Origin of the sequence: Virgibacillus sp. LDC1 (genome assembly GCF_025792345.1) — a bacterium.
GTDB lineage: Bacteria > Bacillota > Bacilli > Paenibacillales > Paenibacillaceae > Paenibacillus_AQ > Paenibacillus_AQ lautus.
Map to the genome: position 1 here is coordinate 132,510 of NZ_JAOXLZ010000003.1, position 21,042 is coordinate 153,551.

22 protein-coding genes are annotated in these 21,042 nt (G+C 51.4%); 12 read left to right on the forward strand and 10 right to left on the reverse strand.

Translation table 11 applies throughout. The annotated features are described in order from the left end of the window. Positions 1-147: 147 nt before the first annotated feature. Together OHJ21_RS24210 and OHJ21_RS24215 are read left to right on the forward strand one after the other, a co-directional pair. Entirely contained in the window at positions 148-1,638 is a 1,491-nt protein-coding gene (locus OHJ21_RS24210; RefSeq protein WP_326112006.1) for a PTS transporter subunit EIIC, read from the forward strand. A 29-nt stretch (positions 1,639-1,667) separates the two neighbouring features. Beyond that, complete coding sequence (locus tag OHJ21_RS24215) at positions 1,668-2,312, forward strand: N-acetylmannosamine-6-phosphate 2-epimerase (RefSeq protein ID WP_486021377.1); 645 nt, start codon at positions 1,668-1,670, stop codon at positions 2,310-2,312. 140 nt (positions 2,313-2,452) lie between these two features. Here the strand turns inward: OHJ21_RS24215 and OHJ21_RS24220 are convergent, their stop codons facing one another. The 8 genes from OHJ21_RS24220 to OHJ21_RS24255 all read right to left on the reverse strand — a co-directional run bounded on the left by OHJ21_RS24220 (position 2,453) and on the right by OHJ21_RS24255 (position 11,032). Next, entirely contained in the window at positions 2,453-3,295 is an 843-nt protein-coding gene (locus OHJ21_RS24220) for an undecaprenyl-diphosphate phosphatase (RefSeq protein WP_486021378.1), read from the reverse strand. An 86-nt stretch (positions 3,296-3,381) separates the two neighbouring features. Then, entirely contained in the window at positions 3,382-3,993 is a 612-nt protein-coding gene (locus tag OHJ21_RS24225; protein ID WP_486021379.1) for a DedA family protein, read from the reverse strand. A gap of 43 nt (positions 3,994-4,036) precedes the next feature. Next, complete coding sequence (locus tag OHJ21_RS24230; RefSeq protein WP_486021380.1) at positions 4,037-5,986, reverse strand: ABC transporter permease; 1,950 nt, start codon at positions 5,984-5,986, stop codon at positions 4,037-4,039. Continuing rightward, positions 5,961-6,731, reverse strand: a complete 771-nt coding sequence (locus OHJ21_RS24235; RefSeq protein WP_100540144.1) for an ABC transporter ATP-binding protein — start codon at positions 6,729-6,731, stop codon at positions 5,961-5,963. Before OHJ21_RS24235 ends, OHJ21_RS24230 begins: the two co-directional genes overlap by 26 nt. A gap of 185 nt (positions 6,732-6,916) precedes the next feature. Then, positions 6,917-7,924 carry a HAMP domain-containing histidine kinase gene (locus tag OHJ21_RS24240; protein ID WP_100540145.1) on the reverse strand — a complete coding sequence of 336 codons (1,008 nt, stop codon included), beginning with the start codon at positions 7,922-7,924 and terminating at the stop codon, positions 6,917-6,919. Continuing rightward, the gene (locus OHJ21_RS24245; protein ID WP_100540258.1) at positions 7,921-8,622 is read right to left on the reverse strand and encodes a response regulator transcription factor; all 702 of its coding nucleotides are present in this window, start codon (positions 8,620-8,622) and stop codon (positions 7,921-7,923) included. The genes OHJ21_RS24240 and OHJ21_RS24245 overlap by 4 nt, the downstream gene beginning before the upstream one ends. A gap of 218 nt (positions 8,623-8,840) precedes the next feature. Beyond that, positions 8,841-10,349, reverse strand: coding sequence for a sensor histidine kinase (locus tag OHJ21_RS24250; RefSeq protein WP_486021381.1), 1,509 nt, complete (start codon positions 10,347-10,349; stop codon positions 8,841-8,843). Continuing rightward, on the reverse strand, positions 10,346-11,032 hold the full coding sequence (locus OHJ21_RS24255; RefSeq protein WP_100540147.1) for a response regulator transcription factor: 687 nt from the start codon (positions 11,030-11,032) through the stop codon (positions 10,346-10,348). The genes OHJ21_RS24250 and OHJ21_RS24255 overlap by 4 nt, the downstream gene beginning before the upstream one ends. Positions 11,033-11,281: 249 nt before the next feature. Here OHJ21_RS24255 and OHJ21_RS24260 point away from each other — a divergent pair, with 249 nt between their 5' ends. The 5 genes from OHJ21_RS24260 to OHJ21_RS24280 all read left to right on the forward strand — a co-directional run bounded on the left by OHJ21_RS24260 (position 11,282) and on the right by OHJ21_RS24280 (position 14,894). Then, positions 11,282-12,046 carry a pirin family protein gene (locus OHJ21_RS24260; RefSeq protein WP_100540148.1) on the forward strand — a complete coding sequence of 255 codons (765 nt, stop codon included), beginning with the start codon at positions 11,282-11,284 and terminating at the stop codon, positions 12,044-12,046. Between the two features lie 469 nt (positions 12,047-12,515). Further along, positions 12,516-13,277 (forward strand): C40 family peptidase, encoded by a 762-nt coding sequence (locus OHJ21_RS24265; RefSeq protein WP_486021382.1) that lies wholly within the window; start codon positions 12,516-12,518, stop codon positions 13,275-13,277. A gap of 188 nt (positions 13,278-13,465) precedes the next feature. Continuing rightward, positions 13,466-13,663: a YwbE family protein gene (locus OHJ21_RS24270; protein WP_100540149.1), complete on the forward strand. Its 198-nt coding sequence runs from the start codon at positions 13,466-13,468 to the stop codon at positions 13,661-13,663. Positions 13,664-13,871: 208 nt separating this feature from the next. Then, complete coding sequence (locus tag OHJ21_RS24275) at positions 13,872-14,447, forward strand: hypothetical protein (RefSeq protein ID WP_486021383.1); 576 nt, start codon at positions 13,872-13,874, stop codon at positions 14,445-14,447. Positions 14,448-14,555: 108 nt separating this feature from the next. Next, entirely contained in the window at positions 14,556-14,894 is a 339-nt protein-coding gene (locus OHJ21_RS24280; protein ID WP_207797524.1) for a hypothetical protein, read from the forward strand. A 57-nt stretch (positions 14,895-14,951) separates the two neighbouring features. Here OHJ21_RS24280 and OHJ21_RS24285 read toward each other — a convergent pair whose 3' ends face one another. After that, positions 14,952-15,437 (reverse strand): GAF domain-containing protein, encoded by a 486-nt coding sequence (locus OHJ21_RS24285; protein ID WP_100540151.1) that lies wholly within the window; start codon positions 15,435-15,437, stop codon positions 14,952-14,954. 187 nt (positions 15,438-15,624) lie between these two features. Between OHJ21_RS24285 and OHJ21_RS24290 the strand changes: the two genes are divergently transcribed. Next, the gene (locus tag OHJ21_RS24290) at positions 15,625-15,930 is read left to right on the forward strand and encodes a hypothetical protein (RefSeq protein WP_071221900.1); all 306 of its coding nucleotides are present in this window, start codon (positions 15,625-15,627) and stop codon (positions 15,928-15,930) included. An 83-nt stretch (positions 15,931-16,013) separates the two neighbouring features. On the opposite strand, the gene OHJ21_RS24295 is transcribed toward OHJ21_RS24290, so the two are convergent. Further along, positions 16,014-17,090: an alpha/beta hydrolase gene (locus OHJ21_RS24295; RefSeq protein WP_486021384.1), complete on the reverse strand. Its 1,077-nt coding sequence runs from the start codon at positions 17,088-17,090 to the stop codon at positions 16,014-16,016. Positions 17,091-17,258: 168 nt separating this feature from the next. Between OHJ21_RS24295 and OHJ21_RS24300 the strand changes: the two genes are divergently transcribed. From OHJ21_RS24300 to OHJ21_RS24315, 4 genes are all read left to right on the forward strand, one after another. After that, the gene (locus OHJ21_RS24300) at positions 17,259-17,840 is read left to right on the forward strand and encodes a GNAT family N-acetyltransferase (protein ID WP_394058230.1); all 582 of its coding nucleotides are present in this window, start codon (positions 17,259-17,261) and stop codon (positions 17,838-17,840) included. A 1-nt stretch (position 17,841) separates the two neighbouring features. Next, the gene (locus OHJ21_RS24305) at positions 17,842-18,600 is read left to right on the forward strand and encodes an energy-coupling factor transporter transmembrane component T family protein (protein ID WP_394058232.1); all 759 of its coding nucleotides are present in this window, start codon (positions 17,842-17,844) and stop codon (positions 18,598-18,600) included. A gap of 121 nt (positions 18,601-18,721) precedes the next feature. Next, positions 18,722-19,309 (forward strand): ECF transporter S component, encoded by a 588-nt coding sequence (locus OHJ21_RS24310; protein WP_100540155.1) that lies wholly within the window; start codon positions 18,722-18,724, stop codon positions 19,307-19,309. A gap of 4 nt (positions 19,310-19,313) precedes the next feature. Continuing rightward, positions 19,314-20,897: an ABC transporter ATP-binding protein gene (locus OHJ21_RS24315; RefSeq protein ID WP_486021385.1), complete on the forward strand. Its 1,584-nt coding sequence runs from the start codon at positions 19,314-19,316 to the stop codon at positions 20,895-20,897. Positions 20,898-21,042: the final 145 nt, after the last annotated feature.

The window sequence follows — 21,042 nt, forward strand, 5'->3', positions numbered from 1 at the left end:
TATTGTGATTGTTCATACTAAGTGTCATAGATTAATTACCAAAAATAAAATTATTTCAGTTAAATTATATTTACTAAAATAATTTCATGATGTAGAATTGACATATCGCGATGGAATACAATGATTGATCCAATAGGAGGAAAATCCATGTTTAAACAGTTGCAAAAGCTTGGTAAGTCATTTATGTTACCGATTGCAATCCTACCTGCTGCGGGTTTGCTGCTTGGGATTGGGGGAGCCTTATCGAATGCGAATACGATTGCTGCATATCCGATTCTGAATACGCGGTTTTTACAAGCTGTTTTTCAAATTATGTCGGCAGCCGGCAATGTTGTGTTTGCCAACTTAGCGCTAATCATGTGTATTGGTCTTGCCGTGGGGCTAGCGAAAAAAGATAAAGGTACTGCTGCGCTGGCGGCAGCCGTCTCGTTCCTGGTTATGAATGCATCGATTGGTGCAATGATCACGGTATTTAATCCAAGCGTTGAATCCATTGACACCGGAGTTGTAGGGGCTATTGTCATTGGTATCCTGGTTACTTATTTGAACAATCGATACCGTGGGATTCAATTACCTTCCTTTCTAGGATTTTTTGGAGGCTCACGGTTTATTCCGATCGTCTCATCTTTTAGTGCTATTTTTGTAGGCGGGATCTTCTTCTTAATCTGGCCTACGTTTCAAGGCTGGCTGGTAGCGGCAGGGACTGCTATAGCCGGAATGGGATATTTCGGTACCTATTTATACGGATTCTTGCTTCGTCTTACAGGTGCTGTTGGTCTACACCATATGATTTATCCGATGTTCTGGTTCACAGAGCTGGGCGGTGTCGCCACGGTTGCAGGTCAGCAAGTGGTGGGTGCGCAGAAAATCTTTTTTGCCGAACTGGCTGATCCGAATCATGTTGGAATGTTCTCCGAAGGAACCCGTTTTTTTGCAGGACGTTTTGCTACGATGATGTTTGGTCTTCCTGCGGCATGTCTTGCGATGTATCATTGCGTTCCGAAGCACCGTCGCAAGCTTGTGTTTGGTTTGTTCTTTAGTGCAGCGCTGACATCGTTCCTGACAGGGATTACGGAGCCGATTGAGTTTATGTTCTTATTCGTCGCTCCTTGGTTATATGTGATTCATGCGGCTCTAGATGGTCTATCCTTTATGATCGCGGATATGTTATCCGTTCGTATCGGGAATACCTTCTCTGGCGGGGCCATCGACTTCATGCTCTTTGGGGTTCTGCAGGGGAATGCCAAAACTAATTGGATCTATGTCATTATTGTGGGGCTTTTCTGGGCTGTCATCTATTACCTTGTGTTCCGCTTCTTAATTACGAAATTCAATGTGGCGACACCGGGACGTGAAAGTGATGGGGAGAGCGTATCGGTTGAAACCAAGGACAGTATTGGAGAGACCGCGATGAAAGTGCTGAATGCGCTTGGTGGCAAGGAGAACCTGGAAGATGTCGATGCATGTATTACAAGACTTCGTGTTGCCGTCAAAGATGTATCGAAAGTAGATAAGGATACAATCAAAGAACTGGGTGCTACTGCAGTATTGGAGGTAAAAGGCGGGATTCAGGCTGTATTTGGCGCAAAAGCCGACTTAATTAAACAAAAGATAAATGAGGCTATTGGAGAAGAATAAAAGAGGATAGGGCATGGAGGGAACATATTGTGAAACGAGGATTAATTGTATCATGTCAGGCTTTGCCAGGCGAACCGTTGCATAGTTCATTTATTATGGGACGTATGGCCATTGCGGCAGCCGAATCCGGTGCGGTGGGGATCCGTGCTAATAGCGTTGAAGACATCGAGGAAATAAAGAAGCAAGTTGAGCTGCCCATTATTGGCATTATCAAAAAAGAATATCCGGGCATGCAATCGTTCATTACAGCGACCATGACCGAAGTGGATGCGCTTGTTGGTACGGGGGTTGAGATTATTGCTGTGCAAGCAACGATGGATCAGGATGAGGCATTCCTGCAATCGATCTTTACAAAATATCCTTCGCAGAAGTTCATGGCGGACATCTCCACAACGGAAGAGGGGTTGCGAGCAGATCGATTGGGGTTCCACTACATTGGAACGACACTCATTGGTTATACACCGCAGTCTCAGCATGTGGAGAAGTTCACCGTGTTGGAAGAACTGATTAAGCAGTGTAAGAAGCCAGTCATTGCAGAAGGCAACTTCAACACACCGGAGCAGGCTGCAAAAGCGATCGAAATGGGAGCTTATTGTGTGGTTGTAGGCAGCGCCATCACAAGGCCGCAAATCATCGCGAAATGGTTCTCGAATGCGGTAAACGAAATTCTATAACAAAAGAGATACAGTTGTATGATAGCTATCCGCGCATCCTTAATAAAAGGCGGGGCTGTCCCAAAAGTCATTGAAGATGACTTAGGGACAGCCCCGCCTTTTTTCAATCTTGTGCATTCAATATTCATGAACGAACGGTTCTACAGATAAAGCACCAACGCAATAATAGCAGCGAGCACGATCCGATAGATCGCAAACGGCACCAGCTTGATCCGGTTAATCAGCTTCAGGAAGAAGCGGATGGAGATCAAGGCGAAGACGAAGGCTGCCACGAAACCGGCGATGAAGAACGGAAGAGCCTCCAGCGTGAAGTATTCCCAGTTCTTCAGCAGCGACAGCAAGCTGGCTCCGAACATGATCGGCACAGCCATAATGAAGGTAAAGTCAGCCGCCGCGCGGTGACTCATGCCGAGCATGACGCCTCCGGAGATGGTGGAGCCGGAGCGGGAGAAGCCCGGCCAGAGCGACAGACATTGAATCAGTCCGACGCTGAATGCCTGCCTGTACGTAATTTGATCGACAGTGACCACTTTCGGCTCTTTTTTCGAGCTGACCTTGTCGGCAACGATCATGAAGATGGCTCCGATCACAAGCCCGATCAGCACCGTTTCGGTAGAAAATAAATGCTCGTCAATAAGGTCTTCGAACAAGACGCCCAGCACGCCCGCCGGAATCAAACCGACGATAACCTGGCTGAGTCTCAGTCTGCCCGTACCCGCCGGTACGCCGGCTTCTGGTTTTTTGCGCTTGAGTCCCAAGAGATCCAGGAAGCGGTCCTTGAACACCACGATAACGGCGAGAATGGAGCCGAGCTGAATGACGACCTTGAACGTGTTGGCTACGTATTTCGTCAGAAACTCCTCGGATTTCAGCCACATATCATCAACGATGATCATATGACCGGTAGAGGATACAGGAGCGAACTCGGTCAGTCCCTCGACGATTCCCAGAATAATTGCTTTGAGGATGGTTAAAAAATCCATGACCTATAGTCTCTCCCTTACAAAAAATATTAAATATAATGATATGAATGATGAATGGCATGAAATGCGTGTGATCCAAAGCTGACTTAAGCTGACTTTCTCCGCTTGCGGAAGAAAAAGAACAGGAACGAAATCACGGCCACAGCTATTACAGCATAAGCGATATTGGAATAGACGTCCATGAAGGCCACGATATTTTCCCATGAATCACCGACAGCGGCTCCCACGCATACCAGAATAACGTTCCAGATCAGGGTACCGATGGTCGTGAAGAGCAGGAACATGCCGAACTTCATGTTGGACATCCCTGCCGGGATGGAGATCAGGCTCCGGATCAGTGGAATCATACGGCAGAACAGCACGGTCCAGTAGCCGTATTTATCGAACCAGGCATCCGCTTTGCGGATGTCTTCTTTTTTGACGCGGAGGATATGCCCCCAGCGATCCACGATTTTTTCAAGCCGCTCAACATCGAGCAGGCGACCAATTCCGTACAGAATAACAGCACCGGCTATAGATCCGATCGTAGCTGCAATAATGACGCCCGGGACCGTCAGTTTCGTGTAGGTGGTCATAAATCCGCCGAAGGTAAGAATGACCTCGGAGGGAATCGGCGGAAATACGTTTTCCAGCGCAATCATCAGCAGGATGCCGACATAGCCGAACTTCTCCATAATGTCCGTAATCCAGTTTTCCAAAAGTTACACCTCTTTCAAAAGATAAGGATGTCTCTGCCATCCTTTATATAAGGGTCTGCTTCAGCTTGCGCAGATACTGGCTGCGGATGAAAAAGAAGTACAGGACCTGCATCATCAGGAAGCTGATCAGCACAATGCCCATTTCAGCCGCAATGGATAAATAGAAATAGCTTTGCAGCGCGATGAAAGCAAAGATGCTGTGCACGATCGCAAGGCTGATCGGTACAAAAAACAGCAGCGCCAGCTGTCCGGTTACGATCCGCCGGAACTCCTTATCCGTCATCCCGATCCGGGATATCGTGGCATAATGCCTGCGGTCGTAATCCAGATCGGCATAGAGGCGGAAGTACAGGAAGCTTCCTGCCGCGATAAAAAACACCGTGCCCACAAGCAATGCCGCGAAGAGCAGCATATTGTACAGGCTGTCCCGAAGGGCAAACAGCGTGCCGCTGACCGCCAGCGCGTAAGGCCGGTCCATCTCATAACGCACGGCACCGCTCGGGGCCAAGTGAGGGACGATGCCCTCGGTCTCCGTAAAATCATCCACGTAGAAGCCGGTGTACCGTTCCTGCCGGACCGGATCCGTGACAGCGGCGAAGATGTCGTCGCTGACGACCAGTCCGCCGAAACGGGAATCGTCATCTATCTCCGGCAGCAAATATTCCGGCACGCCGACATGATCGGAATAACCGATTTCACGCAGCCGGATGTCGGAATCCCGCAGCCGGTAAGAAGCGTAATCCCGGTTGCGGATATAAGCTCTGTCGTTTTGCGAAGCAATGAGGACAAGGGCCTCCTCGCCGCTCGGCGGCTGTTCGTTAAACGGCAGTCCCGCCATCACGACGGCCGCCTTATAGTCGGAGAACGAGATCAGTGTCAACGGAATCTCCGATGGACCGACCTGCGCCGATGCCAGTACGGCATCCGTATATTTAACGCGAAACGATAGCGTTTCAAACGGTATTTTTCTCGATTCAAGCTCATGCCGGATTTCGTTCAAATGCTGCTCCTCGGAGGCATCTCCCGTTTTGGCGAGATAACCGATGGCGGCTGGGAAGTCCTCGTTGAACTGCTTCGTGAGCACCGGGATGGAGGCAAATACGCCTACCGAGCAAAAAGACACGGCCAGCACGATCGTCACCATCGAGAACATCTGGGCATGATCCTTCAGCCGGTATTGCAGGCTGGATAGCGAGATCAGCTTGGTCCTTCTCCAGGCTAACCGGCGGCTTTGCTTCAACCTCCGCACGAGAGCAACTCCAAGCTGGGTATACAACAGATACGTGCCGATCATCGTCATTAAGGTAACCGGAAACATGCGCAGCGCAAGGGTCGATGCGCTTGTCGTGGCCGCCAGGCCGTAGCTGACCAACAGCAGGGCAGCCGCCAAAATGGATAACCACGGCGATGTCCTGGGCGCGGTTTTCGGCCGCTGTCCGGACTGGAACAAGTCGATTAGCGCTTTGGGCCGCAGCAGCCAGGGTGTGCACAGCGAGATGATGAGGAACAGCAGCACATAACTCGCGATCGTCAGCCCCAGCGCGCGCAGGCTCAGTCGAAACGGCAGGGGCGGGACTCCGAGAAAGGCTGAGCCTGCCATCAGGAACAGCTTGCCTGTAATGATGCCGAACAGGATGCCCGTTGCAATCGCGCTTACGCCGATGATCATATTTTCAAGAAACACCATCTTGTTAAACTGGCGGTCCGTCATGCCATGCATGAACAGAATGCCGAACTCGCGCTTACGGGTCTTCAAGAAAGCCCCGACGGAATACAGCACGAAGAAAAACGAGAATACGTACATAATTAGCTCTGCGCCAACCATCGCCTGGATCACAACCGGATAGAACATCTCGTCCGTGATGGAAGGGTGAAACAGGAACAGCGCGCACACAAAGAAAATCATGACGGAGAATGCACTGCTTAAGAAATATGCCGCATAGGTCCGCTTATTCCTCAGGACATTCCTAAAAGCGAATTGTCGAAAGGTCATGACTTCCTCCTCCCAGCAGCGCCAGCATGTCGATGATTTTCTGGAAAAAGGCTTGGCGGTTGTCACCGCAATACATTTCATTATATAGTTGACCGTCCTTGATGAACAAGACGCGGTCACAGTAGCTGGCTGCCACCGGATCATGAGTGACCATGAGAATCGTTGCGGAAGCCTCTTTGCTCGAAGCGGATAGCGTCTGCATCACTTCTTTGGAGGCTCTGGAGTCCAGGTTTCCCGTGGGCTCGTCGGCCAGAATCAGGGACGGCTCCTGAATGAGCGCCCTGGCGATGGCGGTGCGCTGCATCTGTCCGCCGGAAATCTCGTAGGTATGCTTGTGCAGAATGGACCCAATGCCGAGCCGGTCTGCGATCCGGTTCAGCCGGATGCCCATTTCGTCCAGCGGCATGCCTTCCAGCGTCAGCGGAAGAACGATGTTTTCCTCAACGGTCAGCGTATCCAGCAGATTGAAATGCTGGAAGACGAAGCCCAGCTCCCGGCGCCGAAACAGAGCGGTATCGCTCCTGCTGAGCAGATGGGGATTGCGTCCGCCTATGATCACTTCCCCGGCCGTGGGCTGATCAATGGTGGCAATCAGATTGAGGAGCGTCGTTTTTCCGCTGCCGGAAGGTCCCATAATGCCGACGAATTCGCCTTTGGCGACGTTGAAGTGAATATTGCTCAGCGCTTGGAACGCCACTTTGCCCTCGTAGATTTTGGATAAATGCTTGACGCTCAGGATGGGCATATCTTCACTCCTCTATAACGATGTTATCATTGTAAAAGATTCGTTTGCGTCCATGCCATATTCGTAACTTACAGTTACCTTACAACCTTGTAAGGTTTCTTTTACTGATGTAAGCAGATCGGGGAATAAGCCGCAGCGCTCTTAAAGAGCATGTACTGCCGTTCCCTTCCATCTGCCGGTGGAATTTATGGTGCGATGCGGCCTGCAGAATCCGCAAAAACGATGCGGACCGTCGTTCCTTCATCGACCTTGGATTCGATTTCGAAGGCATGTCCAAGCTTATCGCATATTTGTTTGACCAGAAACAGTCCCATGCCTGTCGATTCCTGGAACCGGCGACCGTTCTCTCCGGTGAAATAAGGATCGAACACCCGTGGCAGGTCGCTTTGGGGAATACCGATGCCCTCGTCCCGGATTTCAAGCACAATTTGATTCCCCCGGATGTAGCCGTTGAAAAAGAGGGTGCCTTGTTCCTTCAGCGTATATCGAACTGCGTTGGTCAGCAGCTGTGTCAGCACAAAAGAAAGCCATTTCTCGTCCGTGGCTACCGTTAATCCGGAATCGATCCGGATGGACGGGTATATTCTCCGCCGGATAAACAGACGCTTTTGCTCGGAGGTGACATTCCGGACGATTCGCTGAAGCGGCAGGTTTTCCACATGGAAATCATGCTCGAATGTATCAAGCCTGGCAGTATACAGCACCAGATCAAGCCCTTTTTTGAGCCGGTCCAGCTCGTCGCCGATCGCGGCAAAACGGGGATCATCGTCATCCTGAAGAATCAGGTGGATGACTGATATCGGCGTTTTCATCTGGTGGGCCCATTGGTTGATGAACTGTAGATGGCCTTCAATCTTATGCTTATAGTTATGCAGATCCGTGGTGTAATGCCGGAACTGGGTTTTCAGCAGCTGATGAAGCGCTTCGGCGAGCGGGGTATGGGAGGATTCTGCCGAGGATTCGCCGGTGAGGGATTCTCCCGGGAGCGGCTGCTCCAATCGTTTATAGAAGGAACGGTTGGCAATGAACCGGAAGGCCAGATAGCCGAGCAGCAGCAGTAAGCTGATGATGCCCGCGTACAGGCTGACCGTCAAATTGCGATAACCGTCCAGCCTGTAGATCAGGGTTACGACAAGGAGCTGGGCGATATAGACAATCATTAAGGGACGCTGCTCTTGCAGAAATAGCCTCATGCTTCGTCCCCCCAGCTCGGTACCAGCCGATAGCCGCGCCCGCGCACGGTTTGAAGACCGTCCTCGATTCCGAGGGCGGTTAGTTTCTTGCGGACGCGGGTGATGTACACATTCAGCGTATTATCGTCCACAAAGGCCTGATCATCCCATATTTTCTCCAGGAGCCGGTCCCTGCTGACAATCTGCTCGGGCTTCTTCATTAATTCGTCCAATATTTTGGCCTCGGTATGGCTGAGCTCCGCTTGGGTCTGTCCGAGCGAAACGGAGAGACGCTCAACGTCAAGCGTGAGTCCGGCAACGCTGAGGACACGCTCATTCTGACCGGCAGCATAGGAGCCGTAGGCCCGCCGGAGCTGGCTCTTGATTTTGGCCATGACAATCTCGTAGTCAAAGGGTTTGGTTATATAATCATCTGCGCCGTTCTCCAGCGCCATCACCTGGTCCATTTTCCCGTCGCGGGCGGAGATGAAGATGATCGGGCAGGTGGAGAGGCTGCGGAACTGTCGGCACCAATAATAGCCGTCGAATTTAGGCAAATTGATATCCAGGAGCACAAGATGAGGGTCATAAGATTCAAATTGATCGCGTACCGTCTCGAAATCATGAACGGACTGCGTCGCGTAACCGAATTTATGAAGATACTCTTTCAGTAGGCCGACCAGCCCGGCATCGTCTTCGACAATGAAAATTTTGAACATATCGATCATAGTCCCTTCATTTGACATTCTCGTACCGTCTGTATTGTACCAAATTGTCAGGATATAAGGAAAAATTACGTGAGCGAAGACAGTAGGTGGCATTAGGGAGAGTGGGGGGAGTTTGCCAAACAAATAACTATGATAAATCCAATCGACCAGTCTAAGGAGATCATGAGCATTCATGATCTCCTTTTTGTTGTTTTCTGATTTCGTGTTATTTAGCCATCAAGGAGGGGATGAATGATACCCGGCCATTCCGCACGGAAAACCGTTCCATGGTTAACCGTGCTGTCCACGCTCATCTGACCGCCATGCGCGTTAATAATGGACTGGGTGATGGACAGTCCAAGACCTGCACCGCCGTGCTGTCTGGTCCGGGATTCATCGATGCGGTAGAAGCGCTCGAATAGATGGGGCAGATGCTCCTTCGGAATCCCGGCTCCATTGTCGCTGACCAGCAGTACGGCATGGTCCTTGGTTCTATCCACCGTGACGGTAATCCGCCCTGTGGCAGCATCGGTATGCTGTACCGCATTATGAAACAGATTGTAGATGATCTGCTTGATCTTGTCGGAGTCACACCGGCACAGCACGACTGCTGCTTGAATCGTTACGTTCCTGCCTTGGGCAAGCATCCTTAAATGGGGCTCCATCTCAAACAGCAGCCGATCCAGCCGGGTATCCTGCAGATGAAGCTCCGGCTTGCGGTCAAGCTTGGCTAACAGAAGCAAATCCTCGACCAGTTTCTTCATGCGCTTGGATTCCCCGTGCATGCTGGATAGTGCAGCATGCAGCTGCTCTGGGTTGTCGGCGGCCCCGCGGCCAAGCACCTCCAGAAAGCCGTGAATCGAAGTGAGCGGCGTTCGCAGCTCATGGGAAGCATCGGCAATAAACCTCCGCATCTGCTCTTTGGCTTCGCGTTCCGTTTCAAACGCATCTTCGAGCCTTTTCAGCATACCGTTAAACGATTCCGCCAAGCGGTCAATCTCCCGTTGACCCTGCACGGCAGGAATACGCTCCGCCAAGTTTCCGGCGTCGGTGCGTTCTACCGTTTCGACCATTCGGTTCAGCGGGTGGAGCGTCCGGCGCAGCAAAGGCAAGTACAATGCAACCCCCGCAGCCATGGCAAGTATAGCCAGTACGGCAAAAATCAGCAGCTGCCGCAACAGAACGGCATGCAGCGGCTGTGCATCCATTCCAAGCTGCAGTATACCGGAAGGGCTGTTTGGGCTGCCGTAAGGGCGAAAGACAACGATCTGCTCGGTGCCTTCGGTATTGTCAATCACTTCATACGCAACGGGCTGGCGCTCTTTGAATTGCTCCAGAATCGAGGTATAAGCCCCTGCTGTCAGCTGCGGTGCGGAGAGACCGGTGTCACTGGTCAGGTCGGTGTAGTTTCCGTTCGCCGCGATCTTGGCAAGCGACATATTCGGCAGAAAGAGCATAGGTCTATCTCCCTGACGGGGGTTTTCCGGAAGGGCTTCGTTATTTCGCTCAGCAGGCCGGTTGCGCGGCTCCCGATCAGGCTCCCATAGCTCCACGGGGATAGAGCGAGCCTGGAGGGAAAGCGCCTCGGCTTGATTGCGGAACAGGGCATTTTTCATCAATACATATTGCAATGCGCCGATCAGCACAAGCAGAAGCGCCAAGACGATGAGGGATCGTGACAGGAGCTGCGTACGTAGCGACGGAGGTCCGGATGAACGTGCACGGTTTCGCAAACTCATGGCAAATCGACCCGGTAGCCGGCTCCGCGAAGCGTGCGAATGACCCGGTGTTCCTTATCACCGAGCTTCTCGCGCAGGGATCGGATATAAACCTCCACGATGTTATCCTCTCCGCCAAAGTCGTAATTCCACACAATATTCAAAATGTTCGTTTTACTCAACACGCTGCCGTGTTTGGTTACAAGCAGTTTAAGCAGTTTATACTCCGTGGGCGACAGCTCAAGGGCCGCCTCCTGGTATGCAATTTCTTTCTTCCGGTCATCGATGGTGAATGGGCCCAGCCGGATTTCACCCAGCAGACTCGGGAACTGATTGCGCAGCCTTGCTTGAATTCGGGCAAGCAGCTCTTCGAAACTGAAGGGCTTGGCCATGTAATCGTCCGCTCCAATCATGAGGCCCTTCACGCGATCATCAATCTCGTCCTTCGCGGTAAGCATAATGATCGCGACATCTCGACCCTCCGCCTTCAAACGTCTGCATACCGCAAGTCCGTCCATTCCCGGCATCATCACATCCAGTACGATGATATGCGGCTCGAAGCGGCTTGCTTCCATTATCGCACGTTCCCCATCGGGGGCCGTTCGCACTTCAAACCTTTCATTTTGCAGACCAAGCGCCAGAAACTGCAGTATATGAGGCTCGTCATCCACTAGCAAAACGCGAATACGATGCATTGATTCCATAGCACAAAACTCCTCTTATCTCATTCCTTCAACTTTATCATACGTGCTCTAGCTGAATGAAGTCTGAACGTGAACTGAAAATAAACTGAAAATACACTGAAAAGTGATTCGCAAATATGCATTCTCAATAAGGGAATTTAAGGATGTTGATATATATTCTGTTATCGTTAATACTATCTTAAAGCCGAGATAATCAATGCAGCACCTGTTCAAGGTCAATCATGGATAGGTGAAAGGAGGAGACTGGACATGATAGGAAATGTATATCCACCCGAGAATCAGAGCAAGGGCTCTCTCGATGGAGGAAGGATAACGGAGCAGAAGCCGATCGGTTTCTCCGGAGAAGGGTCTGCCGTGACCCGGGTGGGACCGCTTTTCTATTGGTCCTGGTTCCGTTCGCCCGTCGAAGGTTATATCGCGCCTCATCCCCATCAGGGTTTTGAAATCGTGACTTATATGATTCAGGGAAAGGGCGTTCATAAGGATTCGCATGGCACGCACGATGAGTTGGGGCCTGGAGGCCTGCAATTGATGAGGGCCGGCTCCGGACTAACGCACGAGGAACGTCTGACTGGGCCGGATGCAGAAGGATTTCAGATTTGGTTCGAGCCGTATCTTCGCGATTCATTGAAACAGAATCCTGCCTGTCGTCAGTATCGACCGGATTCCTTTCCGGTAACCCGCATACAGGGTGGGCTGGTTAAAACGATGATTGGCGGTTCCGCACCAACCGATTTATCTGTGGATGTGAGGATGCTGGATATTCAGATTCTGGCCGGGAACGAAGCTCAGTATGAATTGAAGTCCGGCAGGAGAGCAGCTGTGCTTGCCGTAAGGGGAGCAGGCAGCTTTTGTGGCGAAGAGGAAAGCCTTCTATTTCGTCAGCGGGACTTTATGGTAATGGATACGAAGCAGGGCGAGACGCTAAGCCTTAAGGCGCAAGACAATGTGAGGGTCATCCTGATTGACGTACCGGAAAACCCTGGGTATCCGCTCTATTCCAAGAGGCCATAAGGTCAAAAGTTTACAAAATTGTAGTGGAATGAAATTTAGGATGTACGATAAACTAGAGTCTGTCAGATGGGGACACCCGTTTGGACAGGCTTTTTTAGCTTTTTTTAGCTGTAAGAAGGATCGAAATATATTCTCTCATGCAACAATAGTAAGAAAAGATACGTATATATGGTAAGCAGAAAGACCCAACAGAGAATTCCGGCGTTCGTTATACCGGGATGGTTGGGTTATTTTGGCATGTTTTATTTCTATAATAATCTATTTATACTAAATTTAAGTATAAAAAGAGACTAAAGTCCTCCTCTTTGCCAATAGTTGGCATGCGTTTTTGTGAGGATGGTAGCATGCGTCCCGAGACATGGCCTGTCTATAATGATTGCGGGATCACGAAAATGACAATTTCGTCATTCCACAATCTAACGAGATGGGGGAGATACTTATTTTCTCGAAAAAAAGCTTTAAACAATTGATGGCCGGAGCGCTTCTATCAGCAGCTGTTCTTGGTTCTTACGGATATGGGTCTGTGAATGAAGTGGCTGCTGCCAGCGTACAGTCTGTAACAAAAGGTGTAGCAAGCTCGAACGTGTACATGCGCAATCAGCCTTCGACTTCTGGTAAAGTCTTGGATCGTGTGTATAAAGGGGATAGCGTTCAAATTCTGGGCAGCAGCTCAGGCTGGTATAAGATCAAAACTTCGGACGGCAAGCAGGGTTATGCTTCGTCTAAATATATTAACCAAAGTAATGGATCTTCTAACAATTCCGGCAATTCGGGAAGTACCGCGCCCTCTGCCAGTGCCAGCGTTGAAAAAGTAATCAGTGCAGGGATGAAGTATCTGGGCACGCCATATGAATTCGGTTCTAACCGCAGCTCAACGAAAACCTTTGATTGCTCGGCCTTTGTCCGCCGCGCATTTATGGACGGCGCTAACATTACGCTCCCAAGCGATTCCCGCAAGCAAGGGCAGTACATCAAGGACAAAGGAACAGCTGTATATAACGTTAATCAATTAAAACGCGGGGACCTGGTATTCTTTATGAGTTACAGAGGTTCATCGGCATCCGCTTATGCCGGATTGGACAAGTCCAAACAGCGGATCACCCATGTAGCTATTTATTTGGGAGACAATAAGCTGCTGCATACGTACTCGAAACAATCCGGTGGTGTCCTTGTAGGTACCTTCGGTGATTCCTGGAAAAATCGCTTCGTGCATGGCGGAAGCGTCCTGTAACGCATCATTATCAATTTTTATTAAGTATATATTCTTACTTAGAATGTGATAGAAGGACTGTCCGAATAGATCTGAATGATCTTTAACGGGCAGTCCTTTGTTGTTTGGGATTTGCTTTTCACCTTTGATTTCAGTATGGTGGACAATAGAGAACGGACAGCATCAAGAAATGGACAGGAGGGACGACGATGAATGGTGGGCAGCGTTCCCATATCAAACCGGGACTTGAGGTTGATATCGTATTGAAGCAGGATCAGCGAACGGGCAAATTAACCCGCGGCGTGGTCAAGGATATTCTGACCAATTCTCCGAACCATCCGCATGGCATTAAAGTACGCCTTCAGGATGGCCAGGTGGGACGGGTAAAGAACATTTACGAGTCTTGAAATTCGACGCAGTCCTCGGGTTACAACTGGGCTGTCATTAATAGAACCGTTTGACTATAAGTCGATCCAAAACTTCGCAATTTTGAGGAGTATTGGATGCGACTTTTTTGCATTTCTGTGCAACATTGCCTTCTGACCATCCGTCTGGAAGGTTGAGGTGAAATTGAAGATGAAGATGAAAAGCTACCTTTCTATGGGGTTTATCTTGATGGTTATTATGCTAACAGGTTGTGTGAAGCAGGAGACACTAGGGGCGGGTCCGTCTGATCCTTCATTGAATAGAGCTGCCAGGGAAAATCATGCAGAAGTTTCCGACGGGGACTTCTTGTATCGCCTCGTTAGCGAGAAGGGGCAGTACGAGCATGGGGATCAGGTTCAAGTATTCGCGGAACTGGAGTATATAGGCGAGCAGGATGAGGTTACGATTGGCCATGCAGCCTCCGCCTTTTTTTTCCCGATGAAAGAGCTCACAAGAGACTATGACATCAGTTACGCCATGAATGAGCCTTATATTACGACCACGCTGAAAAAGGGGGAGCCCCTGCGCGAGTATTATAAAATGCGTAGCGGATACGGCGGTAAAGACGATAAAAAGTACAAAGATTTCATCCTTTCCCTGAAGGATGGCTTTCCGGGCGGGCGCTACGTCGTCTACGGATCCGCGGATTTCGTGATTGATTCACAGTCGAACGGCGCGGACCAGGGCGATTCGAACGGGGAAGAGCCCAAGCGCTATAAGATACAAGCCGAGATCGAATTCAGTGTAAGTGAAGAGAAGAAGTAATAAGAAATACAAAAAAAGGGGTATCTCACAGAACTTATCGACCTGCGAGATACCCCTTTAACTTTCTTATTGGAAGCCTTGGCCTTGATGTGTATTAGGAAAACCCTGTTGGCCAAACGAAGGCTGAATGTGCTGTGTTTGGTTGTGAGCTTGCACGGAATTCTCGACTTGTCTAACGATCTGAGAGATTTGCTGATACTGCTGCATCGCCTGTTGATGGCCTTGAAGGGCAGACTGGATCATCTGTGCCGCTTGGCGCTCACGCTGAGCGAGCTCCTCAAGGCGGGCAGCATTTTGCTGCTCTTGCTGTATCAGCTGCTGGTACATAGCCGAACCCTGCTGCGTTTGCTGGGTCAACTGCTGAAGAATCTGCTCGCATTGGCGAATTTGCTGCGATATTTGCGAGTTGTTGTTATTCATTTGGTACATGGTGTGTATTCCTCCTAAGAATTGTGGTTTCAAATCCTTGGTTAGTGTACGGAAGAATACGTCAAATCATCCTGATTATAATGTGAGCTGCCCTTCCAATATGTGGACAAATTCCTCCAGAAAAGCTTGATCCTGCTGGTCGAAACGGTTCTTCAGCGGACTATCGATATCGAGAACGCCATACAAAGCGCCATCCACCATCATCGGAACTACAATCTCGCTGTTCGAAGCTGCATCACAGGCAATGTGCCCGGGGAATTCATGTACATCGGCAACAAGCAGTGTCGTCTGTTCAGCAGCAGCCGTGCCGCAAACGCCGCGATTCATCGGAATCCGGATGCAAGCGGGCAGTCCTTGGAACGGCCCGAGCACCAGTTCTTTGCCATCATAGAGATAGAAGCCGACCCAATTCGTATCGGACAGAAACTGCTTAAGCAGCGCCGAGGCATTGGACAAATTGGCAATGGCATTGGGCTCATCGTGTATAAGTGCTTTTAGCTGGTTCAGGACCTGGGCGTATTGCTCGCTCCGGGTGCCCTCATAGGGTGTGTTTTGAAACATGTGGTTATCCGCCCTTCCTTTATTCGCGTTGGTTCAATCACCTTAGTATAAGTATATGATATTCGTCAAGGGACAAGCCATGGGAAGAAAAACTCCAAGTGAATCCGGCTGATTCCTCTTCCAGGCGCAAGGGTAATGTATGACATAACCAGGTATCAATTTAATCAGGTGGAGGGAGAGAACCTTAATGCGGGCAGATGTACAGAATTTGTTTATCGGTATTCATATGCTCTATCACGCCCATGAGCGGGATCTAACGATTAGCGAGATGCAGCCCGAGCTGGAGCGCCATGGATATAAGGTTGGCGACAGGGAGGTTAAGCATGAGCTCGAACGCTTGACCGAAGAGAACTTCCTGACGGCGCACGGTGAAGGATACAGCCTCACGGGAGCCGGGATCGAGGAATTTAAAGAAATTCAGAGCAGGCTTAAGGAGCTTTGCGATGAAGTGCTTAAACCGGTGAATCCGAAGAAGGCAGACTCCATGGCGTAAGTAGCTAACAGCATAACATTAAAAGAAGCCCCCGACTCACGCTTTCTTATGCGTGCAGGCGGGGGCTTTTTTGGGCTACCGGTCTAAACCGTTTCAAGCGAGCCGTCCAGCTCAAGCTGGAAAGGATGCGGGGCAGGCGCTGCCTCCGTTTCCGGCTGTGACACCCGTTCAGCTTCTGGCTGAGGTGCTCTCACGGGTTGATCTATATGTTCGCGAAGGAAAGAGTGCACGCTCTCCCGATATTGCTTGGGATCAATATGATAAGCGTTCGCATGGATAGCGCCTTCGATTAGAAGAAGTTTTTTCGGGTCCGGTTTGGCCTCAAACATCTCGATACTCATCCGGGTAGGCACGTAATTATCCTTGGTGCCATGGATGAACATAACCGGAAGCGTGCTGTTCCGAACAGCACGGATCGGGCTGACCTGATCCAGGCTGAATCCGGCTTTACGCCGAATTCTGGCGTTCACCCAGGACAGGAACGGCACAGAAGGGATTTTGTTGATGCGCGTAAGCTGATGCCGCATTAAATCCGTCAAATCGGAATACGGGCAATCCGCTATGACAAGCTTGACCTGCGGATCGGCAATGGATAAATACTCCAGCACGGTTCCCCCTCCCAGCGATTGTCCATGCAGCCCGATGGCCACATCCTCGCCGTATTTGCGGGTAATCCAGCGTACCCACGCTTGCACGTCGTGTTTCTCATAATAGCCGTAGGTGGTATAACGTCCTTCGCTTCGTCCATGCCGGCGCTGATCAATGAGGAGCACGTTGTAGCTCTCTTCCGTAAACAAATCGATGAATTGGGTGGATACAGCTCGCGAACCGGTATAGCCGTGGGCAAGAAGCATCCAATGCTTGGAGCCGGGATTGTTCTCAATGGCTGCGCCGCACAGCTTCAACCCGTCAAAACTCGTGATCGCCACTTCGTTCTTTTGAAGCGATTCATATTGCTCTCTGCTGTACAGTCCGGCTTTTTCCAGTACCGTGAACAGCTTAAGGTCATTCTTTACGCGCATCCGCGTAATCTGCAGATATCCGATTTGCGTAATGGCAGCGGCAATGACAACGACGGTGAACAGCAAGACAATCGCGATATACATACTCAGATGACTTCCTCCTTCTTCCGCACTGTACAAGGGAGCCGTTACAAGCATATTGACGGAAGCCTCCCGAATCCATCAATATATATACATCCAGCTCTAAGGTGTTGATGGGGGACCAGGATACGGATTGATTTTTCGCTATTCTCTTATATACACGAACATAGTATCACCGGAAACAGCGCATACAAGTCAGTTTTTTTGCAAGGAGGTTCGAAAACCATGTACGTCTGCGAGGGAATCATTCCGGAGATAAAAGGCCGGCGATTACGGCTGCGAAGAATGGAGGCGGAAGATGCGGAAGCGATGTTCCGCTGCTGGTCCGATCCGAAGACAACCGCTTTTCTGGATTTGCCTCCTATGCATTCGGCTGAGGACGCAAAGGCATTGATTCATTGGCTGCATCTCCTTGCCGAGCAGGACGAAGCCATCCGCTGGGGCATCGAAGTCATCGAGACAAGACAATTGATCGGCAGCTGCGGATTTAATATTTGGCAGCTAGAGGGTGCGTTCAAGGGCGAGTTCGGCTGTGAGCTAATAAGCACTTACTGGGGGCAGGGCTTCATGTCGGAGGCGGCCGAAATGGCTGCAGCATTTGGGTATATATCCATGGGACTAAACCGGATCGAAGCTTTTGTTGATCCGAGAAATGAACGGGCATGCCGATGGTTTATGGAGATCGGCTATGTGCGCGAAGGCGTTTTACGGGATTATCGCCATACGCCAAACGGTTATGTGGATGCCGCCGTTTTTTCAAGGCTAAGAAAAGATTGGGAAAGGCCGATAGAGAGGCAGGAGTTGTAATATGCTGATTCAATATGAGAAGGGTAACACGCTTCTTCATCGATATGATCCATTAAGCAAGCTGGTGATATTATTTTGCACCGCCGTGATCGCCATGCTGCTTGATGAGGCCTGGCAGCAGGCGTTATTCCTCCTGCTATGCATAGGACAAGCCCGATTTGCAGGCCAGGTGTCAGGCAAACAGTTGCTGGGAGGGATCCGGCTGATTGCGATCGTTGCAGTGCCCTATTTCATTCTGACCAGCCTGACGGTCAAAGGAGAAACCGTATGGCTGCAGTGGGGACCCATCACTCTGACGGTAGAGGCTCTGGACGCTGCGGGTGCCATGTCACTCCGCATGTTTACGTTGTTTCTGACCTCGATGGCTTATATCTTGACAACGGATCCGAGAGAATTGGTAGCCGAGTTGACCAGACGCCTTCGAATCCCTTACCGGTTTGCGTTTGGCGTATCCGCTGCGCTGACCTTCATTCCGCTGTTGGAGGAGGAGGGTGCCCATATTCTGGCTGCCCAGCAGGTAAGGGGCCATCGCCTGCCCAAGGGTCTCGGAAGTCGCATCGGTTACGGATTGAAGTTTGTATCAGCTGTCCTGCTTAATGCGCTGCGTCGTGTTCAGCAAACGGCGGGCGCAATGGAATCCAAGGGATTTGGCGCGTATCCGGACCGAACGTATCGTACGGAGGTTAACCTTCCTTCATGGGCGGTCGCATCGGCGGTTTTGTATGTACTGGCAACGGTTTTCGTGTGGTGGATTGTCTAAATTGTTAACCGTTAATAACAAAAATAAGGTTGACGTTAAGAGCGGAAGCATGCAAAATATGAAATGAAGCATCCGAAAGTGTTAGTACAGCCGTCATGGCTGGAAATAAGGAGGACTACATTTGAATTCATCATCGCAGAAAAAATGGTTTGCTTTTACGACGCAGGAAATTATTCTGATGGCGATGCTCGCTGCCGTCAATGCCGTTCTAACTGTATACATAGGGCCGGTTAACAAGCTGCTGAACAGTCTTGGCGGACCCATCGCAACCTCGACGACGACGGGCATCTACATGGTATATGGACTCTTGGCTTATTACATCATTCGAAAACCGGGAACGGCGGTTGTCACGTTTGCGATTGGCGGCACGATTCAGGCTCTGACGGGGACGGTGTACGGCATCGCTTCGTGTTTTGTTGCCGCAGGCTGCTACATGATCGTGGCAGAGACGATTTTTGCCATCTACCGCCACAAAAAGTGGAGTGCCGGCGTGCTCATGCTGGTCGGCGGTGCGATGGTACCGCTCTGGTTCCTGTTCGCGGCCAATATGTTCGGATATACGTCCTGGCCGCTTGAAGTGCTTGGCATCGCGCTGGTTGTGCGCATTCTGAGCGGCGTGCTCCTCTGCGGTCTGTTAACCAAAGTGTTAGGAGAGGCGTTAGTGAAGACAGGCCTGCTTCGCCGGTTTGCCGTCGCCGTGAAGGGATAGCTCCATGTCAGGAACAACGGTAATATGCCGAGACCTTGGATTTCTCTATGATGGAGAGGAGCGCCCGGTTATACAGGATTTCCACCTGAAGATCGACCAAAACGAGTGGGTCGCTATCCTCGGGGCCAGCGGCAGTGGGAAGTCGACGCTTTGCCAACTGCTGAGCGGCCTTCTTCCGCGGAGCGGCGGAGGCGCTAGAACTGGGGAGGTGCTGCTGGATGGCATGGATCCCGCAGCGGCGCCGATTGCCGACGTGGCCGAGGCGGTAGGGGTATTGTTTCAGGATCCGGATGCGCAGCTCGTTCAGGGCATCGTAGAGGACGAGGCGGCCTTCGGGCCTGAAAATATGCGGGTTTCACCTGCCGAGATTGAGGAGCGGGTGATTCAGTCCCTTGCGGCGGTCGGGCTGCTGGACCGCCGGACCGATCCGGTGCGCAGCCTGTCCGGCGGACAGCGGCAGCGCACCGCCTTGGCCGCGGTGCTGGCGCTGCGCCCGCGGCTCTTCGTCTTCGACGATGCCTGCGCCAGCCTGGATGCCGCGGCGCAGGCGAACTTCCTGCAGCTGTGCCATAAGCTGCAGGCGGAGGGCCGGACGCTCATCACCGCGTCCGGCCGCTTTGACGATGCCGCGCGTGCCGCACAGCGCGTCATCGTCCTGGACGGCGGGACCGTCGTGCAGGACGGGCCGCCGGAGGAGCTGCTGCAACGCTGCGGGGAGCAGCTGGTGCAGCTGGGCTTGCTGCCTCGGCCCGCAGGCGAGGCAGCGGGTGCCGCCGCCGGGGACCAGTCTGTCCCGGCGGCAACTCTCCCGCATCCGGCTGGGCGCCATGCGGGGACGCCGGTCCCAGCAGGTTCCATGCCTGCCGCGGTATCCCATGCGGCAGGCGGCAGGCTGTCTGCGGCCTCCCCGCTGCTCCAGATTGATTCGCTGACGTTTGCGTATCCCGGCGGTCGGGAGGCGCTGCGCGATATCGAGGCGGTGATTCATCCCGGCGACTGGGTGCTGCTGACCGGGGAGAACGGATCGGGCAAAACGACCCTCAGCCGCCTGATCATGGGACTGCTGCCGGCTCCGGCAGGCAGCATACGCTGGCAGGGGGAAGATACAAAGGGAATGGCCGTCTACCGAAGAGCCGAGTTAATCGGCTACGTGTTCCAGCAGCCGGAATATATGTTTACGGCTCCGAATGTTTGGGAGGAGCTGATCTACAGCCTTCATGGCGGACTGTCCGTGAAGAAGCGCCCCGAGCTGACGGCTGGCCAGCAGCAGCGAGCCGGGTTTCTGTTGGACAAGGCGGGACTTACGGATCGTCTTCAGATGTCTCCCTATTTGCTCAGTCAGGGCGAGAAGCGTCTCTTAAGCATCATCAGCCAATTGATGCTGGAGAGATCGCTGTATATCCTGGACGAGCCGACCTCGGGAATGGACTATGCCGCCATCGAGAAGGTAACCGAGCTGTGCCGTTATGTCATCGGGGAAGGCTCGGCCATCCTGATGATCACGCACGATCCCGAGCTTATGAAGCGATATGCCACTTCCTTTATTCATCTGCGGAACGGGAAAATGTCTGTGCAACCATCGCGGTAACCTTTATAATAGAAATGTTACATGATGTGAAAGCGCTCCTGGTAATCGGGAGGCGCTTTTATGCTGTTGGCCCCGGTTTTTTATCCGTATCCATATAGGATACATACGGGAAACATGTCGGCAGGAACAGGAATCATGCCGGGGC

Coding starts and splice junctions, on each gene's coding strand:
- OHJ21_RS24255 (WP_100540147.1), bottom strand. CDS start 11,032: ATGGAATCAATGCATCGTATTCGCGTTTTGCTAGTGGATGACGAGCCT.
- OHJ21_RS24295 (WP_486021384.1), bottom strand. CDS start 17,090: ATGCTTGTAACGGCTCCCTTGTACAGTGCGGAAGAAGGAGGAAGTCAT.
- OHJ21_RS24245 (WP_100540258.1), bottom strand. CDS start 8,622: ATGTTCAAAATTTTCATTGTCGAAGACGATGCCGGGCTGGTCGGCCTA.
- OHJ21_RS24220 (WP_486021378.1), bottom strand. CDS start 3,295: ATGGATTTTTTAACCATCCTCAAAGCAATTATTCTGGGAATCGTCGAG.
- OHJ21_RS24305 (WP_394058232.1), top strand. CDS start 17,842: ATGCTGATTCAATATGAGAAGGGTAACACGCTTCTTCATCGATATGAT.
- OHJ21_RS24235 (WP_100540144.1), bottom strand. CDS start 6,731: ATGCCCATCCTGAGCGTCAAGCATTTATCCAAAATCTACGAGGGCAAA.
- OHJ21_RS24300 (WP_394058230.1), top strand. CDS start 17,259: ATGTACGTCTGCGAGGGAATCATTCCGGAGATAAAAGGCCGGCGATTA.
- OHJ21_RS24260 (WP_100540148.1), top strand. CDS start 11,282: ATGATAGGAAATGTATATCCACCCGAGAATCAGAGCAAGGGCTCTCTC.
- OHJ21_RS24285 (WP_100540151.1), bottom strand. CDS start 15,437: ATGTTTCAAAACACACCCTATGAGGGCACCCGGAGCGAGCAATACGCC.
- OHJ21_RS24275 (WP_486021383.1), top strand. CDS start 13,872: ATGGTTATTATGCTAACAGGTTGTGTGAAGCAGGAGACACTAGGGGCG.
- OHJ21_RS24315 (WP_486021385.1), top strand. CDS start 19,314: ATGTCAGGAACAACGGTAATATGCCGAGACCTTGGATTTCTCTATGAT.
- OHJ21_RS24210 (WP_326112006.1), top strand. CDS start 148: ATGTTTAAACAGTTGCAAAAGCTTGGTAAGTCATTTATGTTACCGATT.
- OHJ21_RS24265 (WP_486021382.1), top strand. CDS start 12,516: ATGGCCGGAGCGCTTCTATCAGCAGCTGTTCTTGGTTCTTACGGATAT.
- OHJ21_RS24250 (WP_486021381.1), bottom strand. CDS start 10,349: ATGAGTTTGCGAAACCGTGCACGTTCATCCGGACCTCCGTCGCTACGT.
- OHJ21_RS24240 (WP_100540145.1), bottom strand. CDS start 7,924: ATGAGGCTATTTCTGCAAGAGCAGCGTCCCTTAATGATTGTCTATATC.
- OHJ21_RS24290 (WP_071221900.1), top strand. CDS start 15,625: ATGCGGGCAGATGTACAGAATTTGTTTATCGGTATTCATATGCTCTAT.
- OHJ21_RS24270 (WP_100540149.1), top strand. CDS start 13,466: ATGAATGGTGGGCAGCGTTCCCATATCAAACCGGGACTTGAGGTTGAT.
- OHJ21_RS24230 (WP_486021380.1), bottom strand. CDS start 5,986: ATGACCTTTCGACAATTCGCTTTTAGGAATGTCCTGAGGAATAAGCGG.